The organism is Lutibacter sp. B1, from assembly GCF_012524075.1.
Lineage (GTDB): Bacteria > Bacteroidota > Bacteroidia > Flavobacteriales > Flavobacteriaceae > Lutibacter.
Map to the genome: position 1 here is coordinate 1 of NZ_JAAZUI010000015.1, position 23,290 is coordinate 23,290.

The following is a 23,290-nucleotide window of genomic DNA, read 5'->3' on the forward strand; positions in this document are numbered from 1 at the left end:
CTGTAGTTTCTGAAACTGTCCACGTAAATGTTGTACCTGTTGTTGCAGAAGTAATGTCATAATCTAAATCTGTACTATCACATATAGTTTTTGTAGCAGCACTACTTATCGTTGGTGTTGGGTTTACGGTTACTGTTGCTGTAATATCGTCGCCTATACAATATGTAGGTGATGGACCTATAGGCGTTATTGTATACGTTATTGTTATTGGAGCATTGGTTGTATTGGTAAATGTACTCCTTGGAATACTACCTCCAATTGCAACATCTGTACCACTTGTTGGTTGTGTGGTGGTAATACCAGAAGGACTAGTACGTGTCCAATCAAATGTAGTATTTGCAAGTGAACTTGTAAGAACGATATCTACATTAGAATCCGTAGAACAAATATATTGTGCTGTTGGTGTAGCAACTGCATCAGGTAATGCGTTTACAGTAATATCCTGTGAAATTGTTGCATCACATCCAGAAACAAGTCCATTTCCAACAGTTAAAGTAATTGTATATGTACCTGATGCTGTATATATATGTATTGGATTTTGAAGATTAGATGTATTACCATCACCAAAGTCCCAATTCCAAACAGAAATTGGATAGCGAGGATCAACTTTTTCTGATTCGTCAGTAAATTGAATACTAGAACTTTCACAACTCTCTCCACTAACTGAAGTAAAAGAAAAATTAGGAATAGGTTTTTCAGTTGTATTTGTTCTAAGATTATCTCCATACACATATGAATAACTTCCACAGGCAGGACTATTTAAAATAATAATTGGCAACCTACTACCATAAGTAGTATATGTATGTGTTATTGTAGAAGAAGTAACTCCCGATGCAATAGTCTCTGAAACGGTATTACCATCACCAAAATCCCACACTAAACCATCAACTCCAAAAAGATTATCTACTTTAAAAGTAACATCATGAGGTGCACAACCCGGAGTTGTATCAAACTGGAAATCTCCTCTCGGCCCATCAACAAATATTTCAACAGTACTACTTTTTATACATCCACCAGTTAAAGTTTCTGTTAATGTTGCTGTATAATCTCCAGGTAAAGCATAAAAATGACTTGGATTTTGCAATGTTGAAGTATACCCATCACCAAAATCCCAAAAATATGACGCTACAACACCTGTTGGGTCTGTTGTTGAAAATTGAGCTTGCGCAGGTGCACAACCTAGGTTGGTATCAGCAATAACAATATCAACATAATCATCAACAACTGAAATTGTTTTTGAAATAATATCTTCACAACCAATATCATTTGTAACTCTTAAGTTAACTGTTTTATCTCCAATTATATCAAAATTTAAAATTTGGCTAGTATCATTTCCTGATGTTTCATAAATACCATCACCGTCTAAATCCCATTCATAAAAATCAATAGTTCCAAAACTAACTGTTGAAGTACTTGTAAAAGTAATATCTGTATCAACACAATAAATATTTTTAGTTGTTGTAAGACCTGCAGTAAGAACAGGCACACGAACATTTGCAGATGAAATTTTAGTACTGGAACACCCTTGATCATCTGTAACTGTAAGTGTAACAGTATAATCTGCTCCAGAACTATAGCTATGAGTTGGGTTAACATCTGTTGATGTATTTCCATCTCCAAAATCCCACGCATAATGAAAAGTAGTAGCTGGATCAACTGGACTACCACTTCTTTGCGTAACACTAGATGTAAATGTTACAATACCACCTGCACAAACAGGTGAAGGTGCGGAAGAAAAATCTACAATAGGTCCATTTACCACAATATTTGTTGGATATGTATATATCTCCTCACAACCATGTTCTTCTATGACTGTTAAAGTTGCAGTATAAAGACCTGGTGTGTCGTAAGTATGGGTTGGGTTTTCATCTGTTGATGTATTTCCATCTCCAAAATCCCATGCATAGCTGGCTGCACTAAAGTTAGAAGATGCATTCTCTGGTAAAGCTAATTGATGTGTAAAGTCTAAAGAACTTCCTGCACAAATAGGCGAAGTGTCAGAAATAATAAAAACTGGTGTAAAAGTCGTAACATATATATTAGCTGTTATGGTATCTTCACATGCTGCAGTACCTGAATCAGTAACTGTAAGTGTAACAGCGTAATCTCCTTCTACATTATAGCTATGAGTTGGATTTTCATCTGTTGATGTAGTTCCATCTCCAAAATCCCATAAATATATAGGAGTTATATTATCAACTACACTATTATTAGTAAATGTAATTTCAGATGATGGCGCTATACATTCAGAATAAGAAGACGCTGTAAAAATTGCCTGTGGTTGTAAAATCAATACATTCAATTCGTAAACATCTGATTCACAACCGTTATAAATAGCAGTAGCCGAAATTGTATATGTCCCTGTAGCATCATAAGTATGGCTAGTTGTACTTTCTGTTACACTATCAACATCAGTCATTATTACATTTCCATCTCCAAAATCCCATTCTATCTGATCTGTTAAATTTGTAATAGCAGCAGTTAGTTGAATAGACTCATCGATGCAATATTCAATTTTATCGGATGTAAATGTGATAGATTGCTCTTCTCCTACTTCAATATAATCAGTTTTTGAATTGGTTAATGTACATCCATTTGTAGTAGTAACTGTTAATGACACATCATATTCTCCTGCTGCTGAATATGTATAAGTCGGATTTGCATTAGTTGATGTTCCTCCATCTCCAAAAGTCCAAGCATAAGTTAAAATAGGATCCGAACTATTTGTGTAAATAACTGAAAACTCTCTTGGAACTGAAACACAACCTTCTAAGCTAATTGATTCAAAATCTACAGCAGTTTCTGGTATATCCACATCTGTGGTTATAGTATTGGTACAACCATTTACTGTAGTTACGGTTAAAGTAACAGGGAATGAACCAGAACCGTTAAAATTAAATGCTGGATCTTTTAAACTTGATGTATTTCCACCTCCAAAATCCCATGCATAAGTATCTATTGTTGTTCCTGAAACTGTTGAAGTGTCTGTAAAATTAATCGTATAGTCTGGTGAACATGCACTAGTAGTAGCATACGTAAAAGTAGCTGTAGCACCACTAATTAAAACATCTTTTGTTGTAGATATTATACATCCGTCAGAAAAAGTTGTCGTTAATTTTGCAGTATAATTTCCAGGTGAATCATATGTAAAATTAGGTGATTGATTAGTAGAATCTATTGTACCATCATCTTGAAAATCCCACTCCCAACTTACTGCATCTGCACTTGAATCATCCGTAAATTCCACTGGTACTCCTGCACATTCTCCAACAAAAGAAAAGTCGGTAGCACTACCTACATTAAAAGAAATTTGTTTTGTTACAGGGTCTGAACTACATAAATCATTTGAGATAGCCGTAAATGTAACATCATAATCTCCTGCTGCAGTAAAATTATGTGTAAAATTTTGAGCTGTTGAAACTTCAACTCCATCAATCTCCCAAGAATAATCTACTACACTACCAGAACTAATTGTAGTATTTCCATAAAATGTAACTTCTCCTAAACCACAAATACTCTCTTTCACAAAAGTAAAGTCGGCTGTAGGTTTAGGGTATACTATAATTGCCCCTTGTTTAAATATTGTTTCTGAACACTCATTAACATCCTCAACAGTTAGTAATACGTCATAAGTTCCTTCTTCTAAATCTGTAAGATTCAATGTTGGAGAAGCTTGAGTAACCGTTGGTAAAACTCCTAAAAAATCAAAAGTATATGAAGATATATCACCTCCTGTTATTCCCCCAACAGGTGTGCCACTTATATCAAATGATTCGACAACAACAGGTGTAGCTTCAGCGGTTAAAGTGGTAGTAAAAGGTTCACAACCTGTCAATGTTAAAGGTAAAGATGGATATGGAGACGGATACACAGAAATAGTTTGTGTAGAAACCAATTCAGCACTTCCTCCTCCATTAATTGTTAGTGTAACAGTATACGTTCCTGGTTGTGAGTAGTTTGCTGAAGGATTTTTAACTGTAGAAGTATTTGAATTCCCTAAATTCCATTCCCAAGAAGTAGCTCCTACCGAAGTATCTGTAAAACTTGCTGTAACAGGTGAACAAGTTTGATTAGTTACAAAGTTGAATGATGCTGTTTGTGAAAAAGCACTGGATGATATTAAAAATAGTGTAATAAAAGTTATTAAAGAAAAATAATTACTTATTTTATTAAAGCCTCCTTTGGAAACTAAAAAGCTTTTAAGAGATTGGTTAATTAGGTAGTTTTTCTTCATAAGTAATGTAATAAGAGTAGGTCTGTGTCAATAATTAAAAAAATTAATCTTTTTTTCTTTTTTTTATTGTGTACTTGTTAACAACAAAAGTATAATATTAAATTATACTTCAATCTAAAAATAGATGAAGTGTTAAAAAATTACAATAAAATGCTAATTTAACAACACAAAAAGCTTAAATTACCTTAAATACAACTATTATCATAATCTATATGACTCAAAACCACGATCTATCAAAGTCATTTTTGAGGAAATTCCTTGTAAAAAAGTTTTTTGAAATTATGGTTTTATTTAAAGAAAATAAAAGTGTACTTTCTGAATCATAAATAATGAAATTTATTGTTCATAAAAAGTAAAATGAAATAACAGCTTGGCTAATCTATTTTATACAAGTAATTATAAACATTAGAAGAAATGAGAGTTTTTATTGTAAAAGGTAGTGGTAGAAGCACTCACTATAAATTAAATTTAGCATATATTGAATTACTAAAGATAACACCATCAGTTAATAGTGTAAATAATTTAATAAGTTAAGAAGATGAATTAGCATTTACCCATGCATTTAGGACACTAATGCGTCTTAAAAATACAATGGCAACTTTTGCCGATTTTGATTGGGGAGATATTGCAATGAGTGAAGAATTATTCAATGATTTTAGAAGTAAATATTTAGACTTATGGCAAAAAGTAAATTTTGATCATAATAAAGAAAAAGTATCCATAATAGAAGATGTTGATTTTGAATTAGAATTAATTCATAGAGACGAAATTAACGTAACCTATATACTAAAACTCTTAGCTATTTTAAAAGAAGCTAAGAAAGGAGATCAAGAAAAAAAGAAAAAAGAAGTACTTGATTTAATAGCTGGTGAAGCTCATTTGAGGAGTAAACGAGAATTAATTAGAAAATTTACCTGCAATAGAAGACATTGATACCATCCCTCAGGAGTTCGATAAATTCTGGAGTGATGAACAGCAAAAAGCATTTAATGAATTGGTGAAAGACGAAAAATTATCTTCCAACAAAACTCAAAAGTTAATTGAAGATTATTTATTTGCCGAACGTGAACCTCTTAGAGATGAAGTTTTAGACTTATAGAAGGAGGTAAACCATCGGTGCTAAAAAGAAAAAAGATTGGTGATGCTATTCTTAAAAAAGTAATGAATTTTGTTGAAATATTTATAAATGGTTTTGATAATTAGTTGAAGATTATCAATCTATTTTAGATTACAGAAAAGGAAAATTATAAATATTAAAAAAATTTGTCAGTAAATCTATCAGTATAAAAACTAAAAAACTCTTGAAAATCAAACGATTAACAAGAGTTTTAGTACAGAAGGCGGGACTTGAACCCGCACGGACATTACTGTCCACTGGATTTTAAGTCCAGCGTGTCTACCAATTCCACCACTTCTGCATTGGTATTATATATTGTAGAGCGAAAGACGGGATTTGAACCCGCGACCCTCACCTTGGCAAGGTGATGCTCTACCCCTGAGCTACTTTCGCAGTCATATTTTTAAGAACTAACATTTGTTATGCTCAAATGCGAGGGCAAATTTAAAACAATTCTATTAAATCCAAAGACTTTTTTCGAATTTATTTGAATATTTTTTTTAATCAGCTTATTTTAAGGTTGTAATTCTCTAATAATAAAATATATTTGCACTAATTTTAAGTAAATTTAATGCAAGTAAGTTCAAATTCGATTCCTAAAAAAGTGAATTTTTCAACAGTAATTAATGATTTTAAGCAACTAACAAAGGTTGGATTATCATTAAGTGTTGTATTTTCATCTTTGGCAGGATATTTATTAGCGGCAGAAGAAATTAAAATTTTAACACTGGTTTTATTGGCTATTGGAGGATATTTAATGGTTGGAGCATCTAATGCTTTTAATCAAATTATTGAAAAAGATACCGATGCGCTTATGAAACGAACCCAAAATAGGCCACTACCAACCGGTAGAATGCATGTTTCAACAGCTTTAGTTATAGCAATTGCATTTACAATTTTAGGTTTAGCTATTTTATATTCTATAAATCCTAAAAGTGCTTTATTTGGGGCAATTTCAATATTTTTATATACAAGTGTGTATACACCTTTAAAATCGGTAACTCCACTGGCGGTTTTTGTAGGTGCAATACCTGGAGCTATCCCGTTTATGTTAGGTTGGGTAGCAGCTACAAATCATTTTTCTGTAGAACCGGGAATGTTATTTTTAATTCAGTTCTTTTGGCAATTTCCACATTTTTGGGCAATTGCTTGGTTACAATATGATGAATATAAAAAAGCCGGCTTTAATTTAATGCCAATGGGGCAAAAAAATAAAAAAGCGGTAGTGCAAATCATTATTTATACCGTTTGTTTAATAATAGTATCTGTAATTCCTGCTTTTAAATTAACAGGAAGTTTTTATATTTACCCGGTTACAGCAGTTATTTTAGCATTATTAGGAGGAAAAATGTTATTTTATGCCATAAAATTGTATAAAAAACAAACTGACAAACAAGCAAGACAATTAATGTTATCAAGTGTGTTATACATAACATTAATACAAATAATCTACGTTGTAGATAAATTTTTACATTAAAAATGAAAGAATCGTTAGATAAAGAATTAAAAAAAGCAAAAAGGAAATCAGCAAAACCAATGTTATGGGTTTCTATGATTAGTATGACTATGATGTTTGCCGGTTTAACAAGTGCGTATGTAGTTAGTAGAAAAAGAAGTGATTGGGTGTCTTTTGATTTACCAAACGCATTTTATATAAGCACAACTTTAATAGTATTAAGTAGTATAACTTTTTTTTTAGCAAAAAATTTTATTAAAAAAAACAACAGGCAATTAACAACTGTTTTTTTAGTATCAACTCTTATTTTAGGTGTTGGATTTGTGTTTTTTCAGTTTGAAGGATTTAAAGAACTATTTAATGCTGGTTTGGTTTTTGCCGGTGAGAAAAGTACCGTAAAATCTTCATTTATTTATGGAATTACGTTAGCACATTTAGCGCATATTTTTGCAGGATTAATTGTGTTATTGGTAGTTTTATACAATCATTTCAATAAAAAGTACTCATCAGTAGATTTTTTAGGATTAGAACTGGGTGCTATTTTTTGGCATTTTGTAGATATACTATGGATTTACCTATTTTTATTTTTCTATTTTATTAGATAATAAAAATTATGTACTTTTGGCAAACTATAACTAAAAATCAAAAACATAACTTTTATGGAAGCAACTATTGCTACTGAAACTAATGGGCAAACTTGGAGTGGAGGAAACAACAAGCCGTTAGGTGCAAGTTATGGTAAAATGATGATGTGGTTCTTCATTTTATCAGATGCTCTTACATTTTCAGCTTTCTTAGCCGCCTATGGTTTAACACGTTTTAAATTTATTGAATCTTGGCCAATAGCCGATGAAGTTTTTACTCACTTTCCATTTTTACATGGTGTACATGCGCCAATGTATTATGTGGCATTTATGACCTTTATTCTGATATTTTCTTCGGTTACAATGGTATTGGCAGTTGATGCTGGTCGTCAAATGAAACAAAAGAAAGTAACATTTTATATGTTGCTAACCATTATTGGCGGGTTAATATTCTTAGGATCTCAAGCTTGGGAATGGAAAAACTTTATTGGAGGAAGTTATGGTGCAGTTCAATTAAATGATGGTAAAATCATTCAGTTTGTAGATGCTTCGGGTCATCAAATTGAATTAGAAAAGTTTGCAATAGCATCTCATTCTGAAAGAACTCAACATACAAAAGATAAAGGTTTATGGTTTGTTAAAGAAGCTGCTTTACCCCCATTTTCTGTAAATGAAGTAATTGAAGGTTTTAAAGCAAACCCTGATATTACAATTAGAACTGAAAAAATTAATGCTGAAACCAAAACCAAAACAATAATACCTCGCGAAGAGGCAATGGCTTATTTAAACGAAGCTAAAGTAGTAGTAAAAGGTGCTAACTTAAAAGTAAATGAATATGGAAAAACTTTGTTTGCCGATTTCTTTTTCTTTATAACAGGATTCCATGGATTTCACGTTTTTACTGGAGTTTTAATTAATATTATCATCTTTTTTAATGTAATTATTGGAACTTATCAAAAAAGAGGGCATTACGAAATGGTTGAAAAAGTTGGATTATATTGGCATTTTGTAGATTTAGTTTGGGTGTTTGTATTTACATTCTTCTACTTAGTTTAATTCAAAAAAGATATTAAAATGGCACACGCACAAGAACATACATCGCACACAAAATTAATTTGGAAAGTATTTGGTATACTTTCTGTTGTTACAATAGTTGAAGTAATTTTAGGAATTGAAAAACCGGATTCACTCCATTTAAGCAGAGTTTTTGGTACAAGTCCTTTAAATATAATTTTTCTTGTTTTAACTTTGGTAAAAGCTTATTATATTACTTGGTTTTTTATGCATATGGCTGATGAGAAAAAGAATTTAAGAAGAGCAGTAGTTTGGACAGGAGTTTTTTTAATTTCTTATTTAGCTACGTTGCTGTTGATTGAAGGAAATTATATTGGAGATGTATTAGGTCCATTAACAAAATGGAACTACTAATTGAATAAAAATAATATGGAGGAAGGTGGTTTTTAAACCACCTTTTTTAATTTTGTAAAATGAAATCGAATAAATTTTGGGTACTTTTTAGTTTGTTTATTTTGCCTTTGGTATTTTATATATTCTTATCAAAGGGTATCTATAAATATGCTAATTTGCCAATTCTAACAGAAAACGTTATTGATGTAAAGGAAATAGACTCTTTGCATAAAATTTCATTTGAAAATAACCTGACTATCTTGTGTTTTTTAGGTGATGAAATTAATACTGCTAAAGGCAGTATGTTTAACTTAAATCAAACAATTTACAAAAGATATTATCAGAAACCTTTATTTCAGGTTGTTGCTATTTTACCAGAAGGAACTCAGCAACAATATAAATCTGTTATAGAAGAGCTTTCAGCGTATACTGATATTAGTAAATGGCAGTTTGTATATGCTAACAAACCAACTATTCAGCTGATTTTTAATAGTTTAAACACCCCTTATGTTTTAGATAATAACTCGTATTCAGAAAATGCGTATATTGTTGATATGAATTTAAGATTGAGAGGTAGAAAAGATGATGAAGATACTTCTGATGGAAAATTATACGGTTATAGTATGAAATCAATTTCTACATTAAAAAATAAAATGAAAGATGATATTGATATTATTTATTATCAATTAAAAAAATCTGCCGAAAAAGAAGCGCGTAAAAAAAGAGAAAATTAGAGGTGATGAAAAAATATTCATACATAGGTGTAGCTTTTATAATACTTATTTTTGGTATTTATGCAGTACCTAAAATTGTAAATAAATTTAACAACCCAAAACTGACTAAAATTGGAGAAGTGCCTAATTTTGAGTTTACCAATCAAAACGGTGAAGTAATTACAAATTCATTTTATAAAAATAAGGTGTATGTTGTTGAATTCTTCTTTACAACATGCCCAACTATTTGTCCTAGAATGAATGAGAATATGGTGAAAATTCAAAATGAATTTTACGGAAATTTAAACTTTGGAATAGCATCATTCAGTATCAATCCAAAGCACGATACACCTGAGATTTTAAAAGAATATGCAAAATCGCATGGAGCAACATTAAAAACTTGGAATTTTTTAACCGGTAATCAAGATAAGATTTATGAGTTGGCAAATAATGGTTTTACATTATATGCAGGTAAAAACAGCGAAGCTGAAGGTGGTTTTGAACATTCAGGTATGTTTGCTTTAATTGATAAAGAAGGAAATATTCGTTCTCGAAAAGATGAATTTGGAAACCCAATTGCTTTTTATGACGGATTAGATCCAAAAGGTGTACAAATGATAAAAGAAGATATTAAAATTTTATTAAAAGAATAATTAATGAATACAGAAGCAAAAAAATACAATAAGTGGATAATTATTTTATCTATAGCCATTCCTGTAGCCGTAGCCATTTTATTTGGCATAAAAATAGACTTAGAGTTACCGGTATTTTTACCGCCAATTTATGCAGTAATTAATGCGATAACTGCTTTTGTATTAAGTTTGGCTGTTTGGGCAATTAAAAATAAAAAAGTAAAACTACATGAAAATTTGATGAAAACAGCTATTATGCTTTCAATATTGTTTTTAGTGATGTATGTTTTATACCATATGACATCTACATCAACAAAATTTGGAGGAGAAGGTGCTGAAAAAATAGCATATTACTTTATTTTAATAAGCCATATTATTTTATCTATAGCCGTTATTCCATTTGTACTAATAACGTATGTGAGAGCCATTACCAATGATATAGAACTTCATAAAAAAATAGCAAAAATTACATTTCCATTATGGTTATATGTTGCAGTTACGGGTGTGGTAGTTTATATTATGATTTCGCCATATTATTAAAATGAAAAAAACTTTAAGTATAGTATTTTTATTTACTTCGTATTTTTTAAATGCGCAATGTGCTATGTGTAAGGCTGTTGTAGAAAGTGGAAATGCTTCAGAAGCTGAAGGATTAAATTCCGGAATATTATATTTAATGATTTTTCCATATTTGTTAGTTGGCGCTTTGCTTTATTTTATCATTAAAAATAAAAGAAAAAATAAAATTTAACATTTCTATAAGAGGCTACAAGTGTAACAAATAATAATTTTAGTCGTCATATAACAAAATCAGCTTAACCATAAAAACTCTATTAAATATAATGAGAACAAAAATTGTTACTGTTTTGGCGTTTGTATTAGTAATTACTGCAAATGCGCAAGATAAAAAATGGACGCTTCAAGAATGTGTTGATTACGCTCTGGAAAATAATCTTTCAATCAAACAACAAGAATTAAGTAACGAATTAATAGAGGAAGACATAGTTTCAGCAAAAGGGAATCTTTATCCGTCTTTGAGTGCATCAGCATCTCAAAATTTTAATTTCGGTTCTTATATCGATAATTATGGAGGTCGTGTTTCTATTGATAGTAGATCTAATAGCTTTGGAATAAATACCGGTGTTACTTTGTATAATGGAAACAGAAACAAAAAAAATATTTTACAAGCTCAAAAAAACCTTGAAGCTGCAGGTTTTGACTTAGAAGAAAATAAAAATAACATTATGTTATATATTGTTAATTCTTATTTAAATGTGTTGTTATATAAAGAGAGTCTTATTATAGCTCAAGATCAAGTAGATATAAGCAAAAGCCAATTAGAAAAAGTTAAAAGCCTTGTTGATGCAGGTACCGAGCCAAAATCAACATTATTAGAAGCGCAAGCAACTTTAGCTAATAATGATCAACAAGTTACTACCGCTAAAAATAACTTAGATCTTTCATTATTAAGTTTGGCACAAATACTTCAAATTTCGCATAAAGGTTTTGATGTAGAGGATGTTGAAATAAACCTTAATTCAGCTTCTTTAATTTATAATGATACAGATGATATTTATAATAAAGCCTTAAGTATTTTACCTGAAATTAAAAGCGCAGAAATAACTGTTGAAAATTCTGATTTGGGGATAGAAATTGCTAAAGGTGCTTATTATCCATCACTTTCTTTAGGGGCGAGTGTTGGTTCATCTTATCAACACGCACAAGGGCAAAAAGACGAAAGAGCAGTTATTGATCCTGAGACCAATGAAATTGTTTATCAATCTAATGGATTTGGACAGCAGTTAGAGGATAATTTAGGGTACAATATTGGACTGTCATTAAACATTCCTATTTTTAACAGATTTCAAACAAAATCAAGTGTTGCAAAAGCTCAAATCAATAAAGAAAGAGCAGAGTTACAGTTATTAGACAAACAAGTTAAATTACGTGAAGATATTGAAAAAGCTTATGCGGATGCAAAAGCTGCATTAAATCAGTTTATTTCAGCTCAAACATCATTACAAGCCCAACAAGAGTCGTTTAAAAATGCTCAGGAAAGTTACAACTTAGGAGTTATGACCTCTTTCGATTTTGATCAGGTTAGAAACAGACTGGTAAATGCACAATCAACTTTGGCAAATGCAAAATATAACTTTGTATTTAGAACAAAATTATTAGAATACTATTATGGAATACCTATAGTTATAAACTAAAATTTATATTGAATTTTTCAAACAAAAAATCCAACTTTTTAGTTGGATTTTTTGTTTTACAGTAGTTATCAAATTAAGTATCTTTGTTTTTTTAAAAATTCAGAAATTGGCATTTATATTAAATATAGAAACAGCAACAAAAAATTGTTCCGTTAGTTTAGCAAAAGACGGTAAAACTATTGCTTTAAAAGAATTGAATGATGGTGCTTATTCGCATGCTGAAAAATTACATGAATTTATTAAAGAAGTTGTTTTAGAGGCTGGTGTGGAAATGAATGAGATTAATGCTATCGCAGTTAGTAAAGGACCAGGCTCGTACACAGGGTTAAGAATTGGAGTTTCTGCAGCAAAAGGATTGTGTTTTGCTTTAAATATTCCTTTAATTTCTGTTCATACTTTAGTGTCTTTAGCAAAATCGGAAGCTATTACTGAAGGTTATTTAATCCCTTTGATTGATGCAAGAAGAATGGAAGTATACTGCTGTGTTTTAAGTAATAAATATGAAGTTATTGAAGACGTAAAAGCTAAAATAATTGATAAGTTTTCTTTTAACGAATATTTAGATAAAAAAAAGGTTTATTTTTTAGGCTATGGTGTTGATAAATGTAAAGAAATTTTAAAACATGAAAATGCTGTTTTTGTTGAGGGTAAATTTCCTTCAGCAAATGAGATGTCAGCCATATCGTATGAAAAATATAAAAAAAACGAGATTGAAGATGTCGCTTATTTTGAACCGTTTTATTTAAAAGATTTTGTGGTAACTAAATCAAAAAAACAACTTTAATTTAATGAATTATAATACTCAAATAGTTGAATAATATCTTTATCCTTTTTTATATTTAGTTTATTTTTTGATATATAACTTTCAACAGCTTTTTGATTATTTTTAAATATAGAAGAGAACCCTTTTTTCTTAGTTGGTAATTCAATTGCCATATTATTATTATAACTGAAATAAAATTGGTCTTTTTCTCTTTTTAATTTTGGTGGTTGGTATTTATCATAACCTGTTCTTGGTTTAACTTCATCATAAAATTTAATTCTTTCTTTTAACAGTAAAGTAATTTTATCTCCACTATTTAAAACCACAAAATATCCTGACTTTTTTAAATTATTTTCAGTATAACTAAAAAGTTGATATACTTTGTTGAGTGTTTCAAAAGTTATAGCAGAATTAAATTGATTTTTTAAATAAAACAATTTGCCATTTTCTTCAACTTCCATAGCATCATCGTAAGCATTATACCTCATTGAGTAAACTTTATTAGTTTTAGAAACTTTAGCCGGAAGCAGTTCTTGATTTATAAAAGTACTTCCTTTTAAATTTTTATCTCTTAAATCAAAAGATTTAAAACTATTAGAGTAGTTAACAAGTTCTTCGTTATTAATTTGTCCATTTACAATCAATGGTAGAAATAACATCCAAAAAATTGAAGTTAAAAAAGTTTTCATATTTTATATATTTTAAAAGAAAAGGTACAAAAATAATACCACAAAGGTAAAGGTGCTTATCTTTTTATTTCTACTTGATGTGGATAAGGAATCTCAATACCTGCTTTATCCAATGCTTTTTTAGTTTCTTCAATAGTTGAAAAATAAACGCCCCAATAATCAGCTACATTTGCCCAAGGGCGTACAGCAAAATTAACAGAACTGTCTGCCAATTCAGATACATTTACGGTTGGTGCCGGATCTTTCAAAACATTTGGATTATCTAACAACACTTTCATTAAAACATCTTTTGTCTGTTTAATATCAGCATCATAACTAACACCAAAAGTTAAGTCAACACGTAATTTTCCTTCTTCAGTATAATTTACAATATTTCCGTTAGATAGCGCACCATTAGGTATAATAATTAACCTGTTTTGAGGTGATGTAAGTTTAGTTACAAATATTTGAATTTCTTTTACAACACCTATTTCTCCTTGCGCTTCAATTAGATCGCCTACTTTAAAAGGTTTAAAAATCATGATTAAAGCACCGCCTGCAAAATTGGCTAATGAACCTTGTAGAGCTAATCCTACGGCTAAACCAGCAGCACCTAAAATGGCAATAAATGAAGTTGTTTCAACACCAACTTGAGAAATAGCTGTAATAAAAACAAGGATTTTTAACGTCCATCCCAATAAATCACCTAAAAACTTTTGAAGTGTTATATCAACACCTCTATTGGCCATTATTTTTTTAGTCAGTTTTACAATTTTATTAGTTAACCATAACCCAATAATTAAAATAAGAATTGCTACAATTACATTTCCAATATTGGCTTTAATAAATTCAAGTGTTAAGTCTAAGTACTTTTGAAAATTCATAATATTTTTATTTTTGATGTAAATTTAAAAATTAATATTCAATTGATCGATTGCTTTGGAAGTACTTTTTTCAGGCAATTGGCAAGCTCCATCAACACATATATAAATAAGTGTTTCATTTTTGTTAAAACGACCTTCCATTAATGGGAGATTACTTTTATCTAAACTTCCTGCAATCAATTTATTAGGAATATACGTTTGATTTATTTGATGAAGTTTGTTTAAAGCATCTTTTCCAGAAATGGCTATTTCATAATAATCACCCACAAAATTGCACAACAATTGTAACCAGTTTGAGAATCCGGAACCGTATTGTAAAGTTCGGTCTTTAATATTATGCAGCATTTGTTTACTTACTTTTAAATAATAACTGTTAGAAAAATAATGACTTAATTTAAATAAGTTATTTGCCATTATGGAGTTTGAAGCAGGTATAACGTTGTCTTCAATTTCCATTTTTCGTGTTATTAAATCAGTATCTTCATTTGAGGTGAAGTAAAACATAGATTTTTCGATATCAAAAAAATGATCAAACGTATAGTCGGTTAATTGTTTCGCTGTGTTTAACCAATTTTCGTTTAAAGTGGCTTCGTATAGCGATATATAAGCATCAATTACAGTAGCATAGTCTTCTAAGTAACCATTAATAGTACTCTTACCATTTTTATAAGAATGATTTAAATTTTCGTTTTCGTAAAGTTGAGTTTTAGAAATAAACTTGGCATTTTTTAGTGCAATATCTAAAAAATGAGGTTCGTTAAATACCTTATACGCATCAATATATCCTTTTAGCATTAAGGCATTCCACGATGTTAACGATTTATCGTCTAATCTCGGTCTTTGTTTTTTTGTTCGTTCTTTTAAAAGTGTTTTTTGCCAAAAAGTTACTTTTTCTTCTAATTTTGAAACTGGAATTGAGTGTTTTTTTGAAAACTCATCATCTTCAATTTTTCTGATAAGAACATAATTGTTATGTTCCCAATAACCATAACTATTTATATTGTAATAATCTGAAAACAACTCAAAATCATTACTTAAAATTGATTTTAACTCTTCTTGTTTCCAAACATAAAAAGCGCCTTCTTCTAATTTTTCTTCAAAATTATAACTGTCGGCATCTAATGAAGAGTAAAAAGCACCTTCGTTATTCAATAATTCACGCTCTATAAAATCTAAAGTTTGATAAACTATATTTTTGTAAAGAGGTTTTTTTGTTGCTTGATAGGCTTCAGCATATAAACTTACTAATTGCCCGTTGTCATACAACATTTTTTCAAAGTGTGGCACGTGCCATTTTTTATCAACAGAATATCGAGAAAAACCACCACCAATTTGATCGTAAATACCACCGTAAGCCATTTTGGTTAAAGATGTATTTACATAGTTTAGTATTTCGTTATCATTTGCTTGAATAGCATACCTTAACAGAAATTGATAATTATTAGGCATTGGAAATTTTGGAGCTCTATTTTTTCCTCCTAATTCAAAATCCATATATTTTTTCCATTCTTCAATAGAAGATTTTAAATCAGAAAAAGTAAATTCGGTTTGGTTACTATTAAAAGGAACCAAATCGGAGTTTTTAATTCCTTGTGTTAGCTTTTCGGCATAATCGAGCACATCGTTATGCTTTTCAATATAAAGTTTTTGTAGTTGTTGAAGCGCATTGATCCAGTTTGCTTTTGGAAAATAAGTACCACCCCAAATAGGCCTTCCATCGGGTAAAGCAATACAGTTTAATGGCCATCCACCACTACCGGTCATTAATTGAACTGCATTCATATAAATTTGATCTACATCGGGCCTTTCTTCTCTGTCAACTTTAATATTGATAAAATGTTGATTCATAACCGCAGCCACTTCTTCATCTTCAAAACTTTCGTGCTCCATTACATGACACCAATGGCATGATGAATATCCTATTGAGATTATAATAAGCCTATTTTCTTTTTTAGCTAGTTCAAGGGTTTCTTCATTCCAAGCTTTCCAATCAACCGGATTATGGGCATGTTGTAATAAGTATGGACTCGTTTCATTTATTAAACTGTTGGTGTATTTGTGTTCAGACATTTTATTTCCGTTTTGATTTTTACAACGGTTTGGCTATGCATAGTGTGAGAATAAATGTACTAGCTATTCAATGCATCACTAATTTTATTTACTCGTATAAATTTCTGACTTTTTGCAATAACCCGCATTAGGTATAGATTTTGTTTTCGGCAGTATTTCTTTTACCTCATCAAATAGTGTTCTTTCAAATTTAGCCTCGTTTTCAAATAATTCATAGTTACTTATAAATAATTCTTTTCCGTTTTGATTGCTATTTTTATTTACATTTCTCATTCCATATGTCAAATTCCATTCATTTATATTTGCAAACGAAAAGAGATCTTTAATATATTTACTATCATCATATGTTATTAACCATTTGTGATTAGTATTTTTTAAAACATGAGCAAATCTTTCGTGGTCAAATGTTTTGTGCATATTTCCATTTTTTCCATATAACGCTGATTTTGTTGCAGAGTGATATGGTGGGTCAAGAAAAATAAATACATTCTCTCCTTCTTTCTCAATTACTTTTTGATAATCATAATTTGTAATACTTGTGTCATCTAAAATGGATGAGAGAAGTTTTACTCTATCTATACTTGAAATCGTAAACCTCTTTTCGAATGCGGCTTTTGAAAAACCACCACTTTCTGTTGTTCCAGAAAAAGTAATTCTATTAAACACAAAAAATGCAGATGCCTTTTTCAATTCATCAAATGTATCAATATTATCTAATAAATATCTATGTAGTTCTTTTCCGTTTTTAAAATCATTTCTCCAATTATAAACTTGTTCAATTAATTCATCAAGGTTTTCTTGCGTTTGTTTCCAAAAATGATACAAGTTAGAATATAAGTCATTTATCCAATAAGTTCTATTTGGATATTTTTGTTTTAGATAAACAAAAACAGAGCCACCACCAACAAAGGGTTCTCGAAATTCTTTAAATTCAGGAATAATGGGTGAAATAATTTTTAAAGCTCTACTTTTCCCACCAGGATATCTTAAAGGACTTTTTATCATTTACTCAGCTTTTTCAATGTTAATAAGTAGATTATTTTTTTTTGCTTCTAGAAACAGATTTTCAATTATTGATTTTTGTTTTTTTGAAAATGCTTGTTTTGAAATGAAACTACTTATTTTATCAGTATTTTCAGATGATAAAATACTACCTTGTAGTTTGTTTGAAGTAAGCTTGATGACAGGTATTGGATTATATTCAACATAATCAATTTTTACTTTTTTTAGGTTCGTGTATAATATCATTTTTAACAACCCGTCTTTAATATCTCCAATACTTGGCAATAGTGAATTTATAGAATGTTTACATTCGATAAGGAAAATGTTTCTACCTTCAATTTTTATTTCGTCAGTTGTGAAATAATATTTTCCGCCAAGATAATTCTCTATTGTAATTGTGGCTTTTGTATGCGTTGATAAGACTTCTTTCGGTTGAATTGTTTGCATTTCTCGATTTTGTGCATCTTTTGCTTTCTGTCGTGATGCTGACATAAAATCCTTAACGCCATTAATAAATTGATTAGCAAATCTATCAATTCCTTGTTCATTGTGAAATTCTACGTTCAAGCGAATACCAATTTGTTTATATGACGATTTTACTTTTTGAATTAATTTTGGAAAAGAATATTCAATTTCTTTTAAGTTCCAATGTAATGCTGAGCTGTGATAACTTTTAATTTCTGTTATTTTTGATATAACCAAATCATTGTCAAATAGTTGACTTGTTATCTTATTTTCTTTTGTTGTGTGTTTTTCTGCACTTTCATAGTATGCAAAAATTACAAAAACATCAAGTAAACTCATTAACGAGACGGTATCCCATTGTATAAAATCTCTGTCGCCACGTTTCCCTTCGTCTTTTATGATAGGAATTACAGTAATCTTTTTTGAATTACCAAGAGTGTTGTAGATTCTTTCATATGGGTATGAACGTGTTCTTTTAGGCGAAACCCATTTAGATATTCCAAAAGAAAAACTGCCGTCTTTTACGATAGAACTTGCTGGGAGATTATTTATATTAAAATCTTTTATATCAAACACTTTTAATTCACTTATCAGTTTACTTTGGTATTCAATACCAGTTATTTTAGCACTTATATTCATCTTTATATATTTCCTTAAAAATATTATATTTTTAAAAATATTCTTTTTAATTAATTATTACCATTTTTCTTTTTCTCAATATAATCTAAAGTAACAAACCTATATTTTCCCTTATCTCGTTCAATGACTTTAAAAATATTAGGATTAACTTCATTTTTAAATTCAGTTTTTTTTCGTATTACACTTTCTAAATCTTTAATAATTTCAAAACCAACAGAGTTTCTCTCTAATTTTTTTGCAACTTTCATAGTTGTTCCACTACCAAGGAATGGATCAAGTACTGTTTCGCCATAGTATGAAAACAATTTTATAAGTCTATATACAAGTTCATCAGGAAAAGCAGCAACTCCTTTTTCAAGCTTTGAACCAGGCAAAACATTTGTAATTTCCCAAATGGTTTTATACCAACCATTGCTTTGAAATTCTTTTGTATCAATTTTAGATTTTTGTCTAATTTCCTTTGAAATGGAATGATAATTAAATTTTCCTTTTTGAAAGATAATAACACTCTCTAATAAATTGTCAGGATAAAAATACATTGGATATGGGTTTTTTAATAAAACCCCACTTCTCCTACTTATTCTTAAATAACCATCTGGTTTTTTCCAAACTATTTTATCTCTATATCTAAAACCTACATTTTGAAATATTTTAATTGCATCTGCTGTTATTGGGTATTTTTTCCCATCTACGAGCATGTCATCAATATTTAACGCAAAAATTCTACCTTCTTGTAAAACTCTGTATGCTTCTTTTGCCATTTTCCTTATCACACCAAGATATTGTTCGTAATTTTCAAAAAGCCCTTTATAGTCAAATGGTGCGTTAAAATAAGGTGGTGAAGTAACTATAAAATGAATGCTTTGGTCTGACAATTCTGCCATACTCATGCAATTACCAAATATCACTTTATGTTTTGTATCCATATTGCGAAATTACCTTTATTTTTCTAAAGCTTGAAGTTTCTTTTGTCCTTTTTCTATATTGACGAGAACTAATTAATAAAAGTAATAGAAAGATATATAACACACGGTGCATTAATTTATATTTTAATATTTTAAAAAAGAAAAGCGCTTGAAATAAAGCGCCTTTTTTGTAGATTTAAATTGAGGTTATTTAACTTCAAAAGTAATTTTTACATTTACTCTAAACTCTTCAACTTCTCCATCGGTAACAACTACACTTTGTGATTGCACAAATGCTGATTTGATATACTTAACACTTTTTGCTGCGTGTGCAACAGCTTTTTTTGTAGCATCTTCCCAACTTTTTTCGGAGTTAGCCATTACTTCAATAACTTTCATTACAGCCATAACAAATATTTTTTAAATTAATAATAAGTTTAAATATACAAAATAAATAATTTATACCTGACAAATCTCAGTTAATACATTACATAATGTTTTACCTTTGCACGCTTGTTTAAGTAAATAGTTAAAATGAAAAAACTAATTTTAATTCTATTTTTAGTACTAGCTGCACAAGATGTAAAATCTCAAATAGAAGTTTTTAAAGAAAATGGCTCGTGGTTTACATTATCTAACAAATTTAAATTATCAAATAAATTTTATGTTGGGAATTTAATTCAGCAGAGACGTGTTGGGTTTTTAAAAAATACACAAGCTTTTTTAATTAGCCCAAGTGTAAACTATCAAATAAACAAAAATGTAAGTATTGGTGCCGGATATATGTTGTATAAGTATTATGCTCACGGCGCTTCACATGCATCAATAACTAGAGATGAAAATAGATGGTGGCAACATATAACGGTTAACTCAAAAGTTGGAAATACAACTTTTAATAATAGATTAATGTTTGAAGAACGTACGTTAGATTTGATAAATAAAGATGTTACTCCAAATAAAATTGAAGGATCAAAGTATTTTCAAAGGTTACGTTATAGGCTTCAGGTAACATTTAATTTATTTAAACTAAAAAATGAGCAGTACATTTTAGGAAAGCTTTCAAACGAAATTAGAATACGATTTACTACAGGTTTAAATGAACCTGATTTTGATCAAAATAATTTTGAAGCTTTGTTGGGATATAAATTATTGGATAATTCTAAAATATGGTTGGGTTATGGTAGATATTATTTTAAGTCGAATCCAGAAAAATTTGTTTCAAACAATATTTTACACGTTACATTAAGTTACGATTTTGATTTAACTAAAAAGAAATAATAAAAAAAGAGGCTGTAAAATAACCTCTTTTTTTATACTGTAAGTTTTATTCCGGATTAAAAATAAAAATCCATTCTTTATAATTAAAATCTTCACTTTTGGCAATTAATTCGAATCCATTTTTTTTATAAAAATATTTTAGAGACTCTTCTTCAATAGTTAACCAGTATTTTTGATTTTTAGTTTCTTCTTTAAGTTTAGTTAACCACTTTGAAGCTAATTGCTGATTTCTTTTTTCAGGAATTACCCATATAAAACCCAAATAAAAATAACCTTCATCATATAGTTTCTGGTGCTGTTTTTCAAAATCATTCATATTTGGATGACTTTTTTCAAAAACAATTCCGCCAGCAATAACCTTATTATTTTCTTTAAAAACATATATTGAAGATGTTTTTTTGAAATTATCCCATTGTGGTACAATAACATTTTGCCAGTCAAGAGGTAAAATAGTAAAGAATTGTTCCGGAGAATTTTTAATACAGCTAAACGTATTATTCATAGTTTTTATAAAAAATTATAATAAACCCCAAGACCAAAGTCTATCGGAGTCTTCCAACCATCTATCACCGATATCAGTTCTGTAATAACTATTGTTAACTATTACATTGCTAACTCTATTATACATCATTTTTTGAGCATCTCTCATGGTAATACCTGTTCCGGTAACTAGTAAAGCGATACCTGTATTACCTGTTATAAGCCATTCGTCATTTACCTTTTTTAAATGCATAGGGTGAATGCCTTCTTTTACTTCTTTTTTAAAAATTACAACTGAATCTTTAGAAAAAAGATTAAAACTTTTTTTGTCATCATAAGGGAATGGAGGTACTACCATAAAAACCCCAACTTGAAATCCCTTTTTTACATTTATTGTAAATTTTTCTCCCTTGGCAATTTTATAAAGCATATTGCCAATAGGCTCGTTTATGCCGGCTCTTTGAATAAATACTTGAGGAAAACCAAATCTGGAAGTAAACTCTAACGGATAAATACCATTTCCATTTACAATGCAGTTAATATCTATATGACCTAAAAAGTTATTTTTTTCTAAAGTAGCTTCTAATTTTTTTAGAGTGTGATCAAAAATAGGAGAATTTTTAGCCCAAAACATACTCGATCCCATTTCGCCGGTAGATACACCAAGTTCTTTAGGGAATAATTTTTTATGTTCAAATGTGATATTTATTGGAAGTATAAATTCTTTTCCGTTAAAAAATGCAGAAACAGATACTTCAACACCTTTTACTTTTCGTTGTAATTGAAAATTTCCGAATTTATTTCCCCAAGTTTTTTCATAGGCTTTTAAAACACGAATAACATCCAATCCTTCATCATCATTTCCTACAAATAGTAATTGTTTTAATTCTTGTATTTCACCGCAGGGTTTAATTACATAAGTATCCGGATTTTTTTTAACGTAATCAATAGCATCTTCAAAATTGAAAAATTCTTTTGAAGGAAGCACTTTTACTTTGTGTTTTTGGAGTTCAGAGTGTCCAAAATTTCTATCTAATTCGAGCCTGTCAGTATATTGGCTACCTCCAAATACTAATTTACCCGATGCTCTTAATTCTTCGCAAACTTTTCCATAGCCTGTATAATCAAAAATAATAATGTCAGCCCATTCCATATGTTTTTTCCAATCTTGCACTTTAGGTACAAACCCGTAACCTATTTCTTTTGAGCCTTTATCTTCAATATACATTTTAACATTATTGCCTTCTAATAAGATGGCGTAAGCAATATCTAAAAACTCTCCCCATCTAGAAATTATTAAAAAATTTCTTTTTGTATTTTTTTGGTCTTTAGATTGATTTGTGTTTGTTTTCACTTAAATTAATACTAATTTATTTTAAAGTTTTTTTAATATTAAACGTAATTTTTACTTTAACAATATAAGTTAAAATATTTAGGGAGGTTTAAACCTCCCTAAATCAAATTATTCTACTAATTGTAATTTTACAATAACAAATGAGTCGAATTCTTCATCAAATTCATCGGTTTTTGTAACTACTTTATAGGTTACATTAAAAGTTTTTCCAATAAATTCCTCATCTGTTAAGTCGTATTTTTTTAATGCTTCAGGTTCAATACTATCAAAGTAATAATTGTTTTCATCTTCATCAGTAAAATAATAAGTTCCTTCATCATAACCGTTGTAAGTTGCTTTAATTGTTGTAATTTCTTCTGTTTGATTAACAAAGGCAAACGATACCATTGTAAAAAATAAAATAATTGCTTTCATTTCTTTTTAATT

23 protein-coding genes, 2 tRNA genes and 1 pseudogene are annotated in these 23,290 nt (G+C 29.5%); 13 read left to right on the plus strand and 13 right to left on the minus strand.

The genetic code is table 11. The annotated features are described in order from the left end of the window. The coding region (locus HGB55_RS09805; protein ID WP_168816722.1) for a PKD domain-containing protein at positions 1–4,234 on the minus strand (4,234 nt) is incomplete at its 3' end. A 546-nt stretch (positions 4,235–4,780) separates the two neighbouring features. Between HGB55_RS09805 and HGB55_RS15510 the strand changes: the two are divergent. Together HGB55_RS15510 and HGB55_RS15590 are read left to right on the plus strand one after the other, a co-directional pair. Next, positions 4,781–5,167 (plus strand): annotated as a pseudogene (locus tag HGB55_RS15510) (type I restriction endonuclease subunit R); the annotation flags it as partial. Positions 5,168–5,171: 4 nt separating this feature from the next. Further along, positions 5,172–5,333: a hypothetical protein gene (locus HGB55_RS15590; RefSeq protein WP_371807814.1), complete on the plus strand. Its 162-nt coding sequence runs from the start codon at positions 5,172–5,174 to the stop codon at positions 5,331–5,333. Positions 5,334–5,566: 233 nt separating this feature from the next. Here HGB55_RS15590 and HGB55_RS09815 read toward each other — a convergent pair. Then, positions 5,567–5,652: transfer RNA gene (locus tag HGB55_RS09815), tRNA-Leu, on the minus strand. A gap of 20 nt (positions 5,653–5,672) precedes the next feature. Beyond that, positions 5,673–5,744 (minus strand) — tRNA-Gly (locus tag HGB55_RS09820). Between the two features lie 178 nt (positions 5,745–5,922). Here HGB55_RS09820 and cyoE point away from each other — a divergent pair. The 10 genes from cyoE to tsaB all read left to right on the plus strand — a co-directional run bounded on the left by cyoE (position 5,923) and on the right by tsaB (position 13,140). Beyond that, complete coding sequence (gene cyoE / locus HGB55_RS09825) at positions 5,923–6,828, plus strand: heme o synthase (protein WP_168816723.1); 906 nt, start codon at positions 5,923–5,925, stop codon at positions 6,826–6,828. A gap of 2 nt (positions 6,829–6,830) precedes the next feature. Beyond that, complete coding sequence (locus tag HGB55_RS09830) at positions 6,831–7,412, plus strand: cytochrome c oxidase subunit 3 (protein ID WP_168816724.1); 582 nt, start codon at positions 6,831–6,833, stop codon at positions 7,410–7,412. A 54-nt stretch (positions 7,413–7,466) separates the two neighbouring features. Then, a complete protein-coding gene (locus HGB55_RS09835; protein WP_168816725.1) occupies positions 7,467–8,447 on the plus strand; it encodes a cytochrome c oxidase subunit 3 in 981 nt (326 codons plus the stop codon). Positions 8,448–8,465: 18 nt separating this feature from the next. Then, positions 8,466–8,819, plus strand: coding sequence for a cytochrome C oxidase subunit IV family protein (locus tag HGB55_RS09840; protein WP_168816726.1), 354 nt, complete (start codon positions 8,466–8,468; stop codon positions 8,817–8,819). 59 nt (positions 8,820–8,878) lie between these two features. Beyond that, complete coding sequence (locus tag HGB55_RS09845; protein WP_168816727.1) at positions 8,879–9,532, plus strand: hypothetical protein; 654 nt, start codon at positions 8,879–8,881, stop codon at positions 9,530–9,532. A 2-nt stretch (positions 9,533–9,534) separates the two neighbouring features. Beyond that, positions 9,535–10,164: an SCO family protein gene (locus HGB55_RS09850; protein ID WP_168816728.1), complete on the plus strand. Its 630-nt coding sequence runs from the start codon at positions 9,535–9,537 to the stop codon at positions 10,162–10,164. A gap of 3 nt (positions 10,165–10,167) precedes the next feature. Further along, a complete protein-coding gene (locus HGB55_RS09855; RefSeq protein ID WP_168816729.1) occupies positions 10,168–10,683 on the plus strand; it encodes a DUF420 domain-containing protein in 516 nt (171 codons plus the stop codon). Between the two features lies 1 nt (position 10,684). Continuing rightward, a complete protein-coding gene (locus tag HGB55_RS09860) occupies positions 10,685–10,894 on the plus strand; it encodes a hypothetical protein (protein ID WP_168816730.1) in 210 nt (69 codons plus the stop codon). A 91-nt stretch (positions 10,895–10,985) separates the two neighbouring features. Then, positions 10,986–12,356 carry a TolC family protein gene (locus HGB55_RS09865; protein ID WP_168816731.1) on the plus strand — a complete coding sequence of 457 codons (1,371 nt, stop codon included), beginning with the start codon at positions 10,986–10,988 and terminating at the stop codon, positions 12,354–12,356. Positions 12,357–12,462: 106 nt separating this feature from the next. Then, complete coding sequence (tsaB, locus tag HGB55_RS09870; protein ID WP_168816732.1) at positions 12,463–13,140, plus strand: tRNA (adenosine(37)-N6)-threonylcarbamoyltransferase complex dimerization subunit type 1 TsaB; 678 nt, start codon at positions 12,463–12,465, stop codon at positions 13,138–13,140. Here the strand turns inward: tsaB and HGB55_RS09875 are convergent. The 7 genes from HGB55_RS09875 to HGB55_RS09905 form a co-directional block, all read right to left on the minus strand. After that, the gene (locus HGB55_RS09875) at positions 13,137–13,808 is read right to left on the minus strand and encodes a hypothetical protein (RefSeq protein ID WP_168816733.1); all 672 of its coding nucleotides are present in this window, start codon (positions 13,806–13,808) and stop codon (positions 13,137–13,139) included. The two genes, tsaB and HGB55_RS09875, sit on opposite strands and share 4 nt — an antisense overlap. 56 nt (positions 13,809–13,864) lie before the next feature. Beyond that, the gene (locus HGB55_RS09880) at positions 13,865–14,671 is read right to left on the minus strand and encodes a mechanosensitive ion channel family protein (RefSeq protein WP_168816734.1); all 807 of its coding nucleotides are present in this window, start codon (positions 14,669–14,671) and stop codon (positions 13,865–13,867) included. Positions 14,672–14,695: 24 nt separating this feature from the next. Continuing rightward, positions 14,696–16,741: a thioredoxin domain-containing protein gene (locus HGB55_RS09885; RefSeq protein WP_168816735.1), complete on the minus strand. Its 2,046-nt coding sequence runs from the start codon at positions 16,739–16,741 to the stop codon at positions 14,696–14,698. An 84-nt stretch (positions 16,742–16,825) separates the two neighbouring features. Further along, positions 16,826–17,746: a DNA adenine methylase gene (locus HGB55_RS09890; protein WP_168816736.1), complete on the minus strand. Its 921-nt coding sequence runs from the start codon at positions 17,744–17,746 to the stop codon at positions 16,826–16,828. Beyond that, a complete protein-coding gene (locus HGB55_RS09895) occupies positions 17,747–18,847 on the minus strand; it encodes a hypothetical protein (RefSeq protein ID WP_168816737.1) in 1,101 nt (366 codons plus the stop codon). It abuts the gene before it with no gap. Between the two features lie 50 nt (positions 18,848–18,897). Further along, positions 18,898–19,773 carry a site-specific DNA-methyltransferase gene (locus HGB55_RS09900; RefSeq protein WP_168816738.1) on the minus strand — a complete coding sequence of 292 codons (876 nt, stop codon included), beginning with the start codon at positions 19,771–19,773 and terminating at the stop codon, positions 18,898–18,900. Between the two features lie 186 nt (positions 19,774–19,959). Next, positions 19,960–20,160, minus strand: a complete 201-nt coding sequence (locus tag HGB55_RS09905) for a dodecin family protein (protein ID WP_168816739.1) — start codon at positions 20,158–20,160, stop codon at positions 19,960–19,962. A gap of 126 nt (positions 20,161–20,286) precedes the next feature. Here HGB55_RS09905 and HGB55_RS09910 point away from each other — a divergent pair, with 126 nt between their 5' ends. Continuing rightward, positions 20,287–21,030, plus strand: coding sequence for a DUF2490 domain-containing protein (locus HGB55_RS09910; protein WP_168816740.1), 744 nt, complete (start codon positions 20,287–20,289; stop codon positions 21,028–21,030). Between the two features lie 46 nt (positions 21,031–21,076). Here the strand turns inward: HGB55_RS09910 and HGB55_RS09915 are convergent, their stop codons facing one another. From HGB55_RS09915 to HGB55_RS09925, 3 genes are all read right to left on the minus strand, one after another. Beyond that, complete coding sequence (locus tag HGB55_RS09915; RefSeq protein WP_168816741.1) at positions 21,077–21,532, minus strand: GNAT family N-acetyltransferase; 456 nt, start codon at positions 21,530–21,532, stop codon at positions 21,077–21,079. A gap of 15 nt (positions 21,533–21,547) precedes the next feature. Continuing rightward, positions 21,548–22,864 carry a phosphoribosylamine--glycine ligase gene (locus HGB55_RS09920; RefSeq protein ID WP_371807813.1) on the minus strand — a complete coding sequence of 439 codons (1,317 nt, stop codon included), beginning with the start codon at positions 22,862–22,864 and terminating at the stop codon, positions 21,548–21,550. 108 nt (positions 22,865–22,972) lie between these two features. After that, positions 22,973–23,278 carry a hypothetical protein gene (locus HGB55_RS09925; protein ID WP_168816742.1) on the minus strand — a complete coding sequence of 102 codons (306 nt, stop codon included), beginning with the start codon at positions 23,276–23,278 and terminating at the stop codon, positions 22,973–22,975. Between the last annotated feature and the right edge of the window lie 12 nt (positions 23,279–23,290).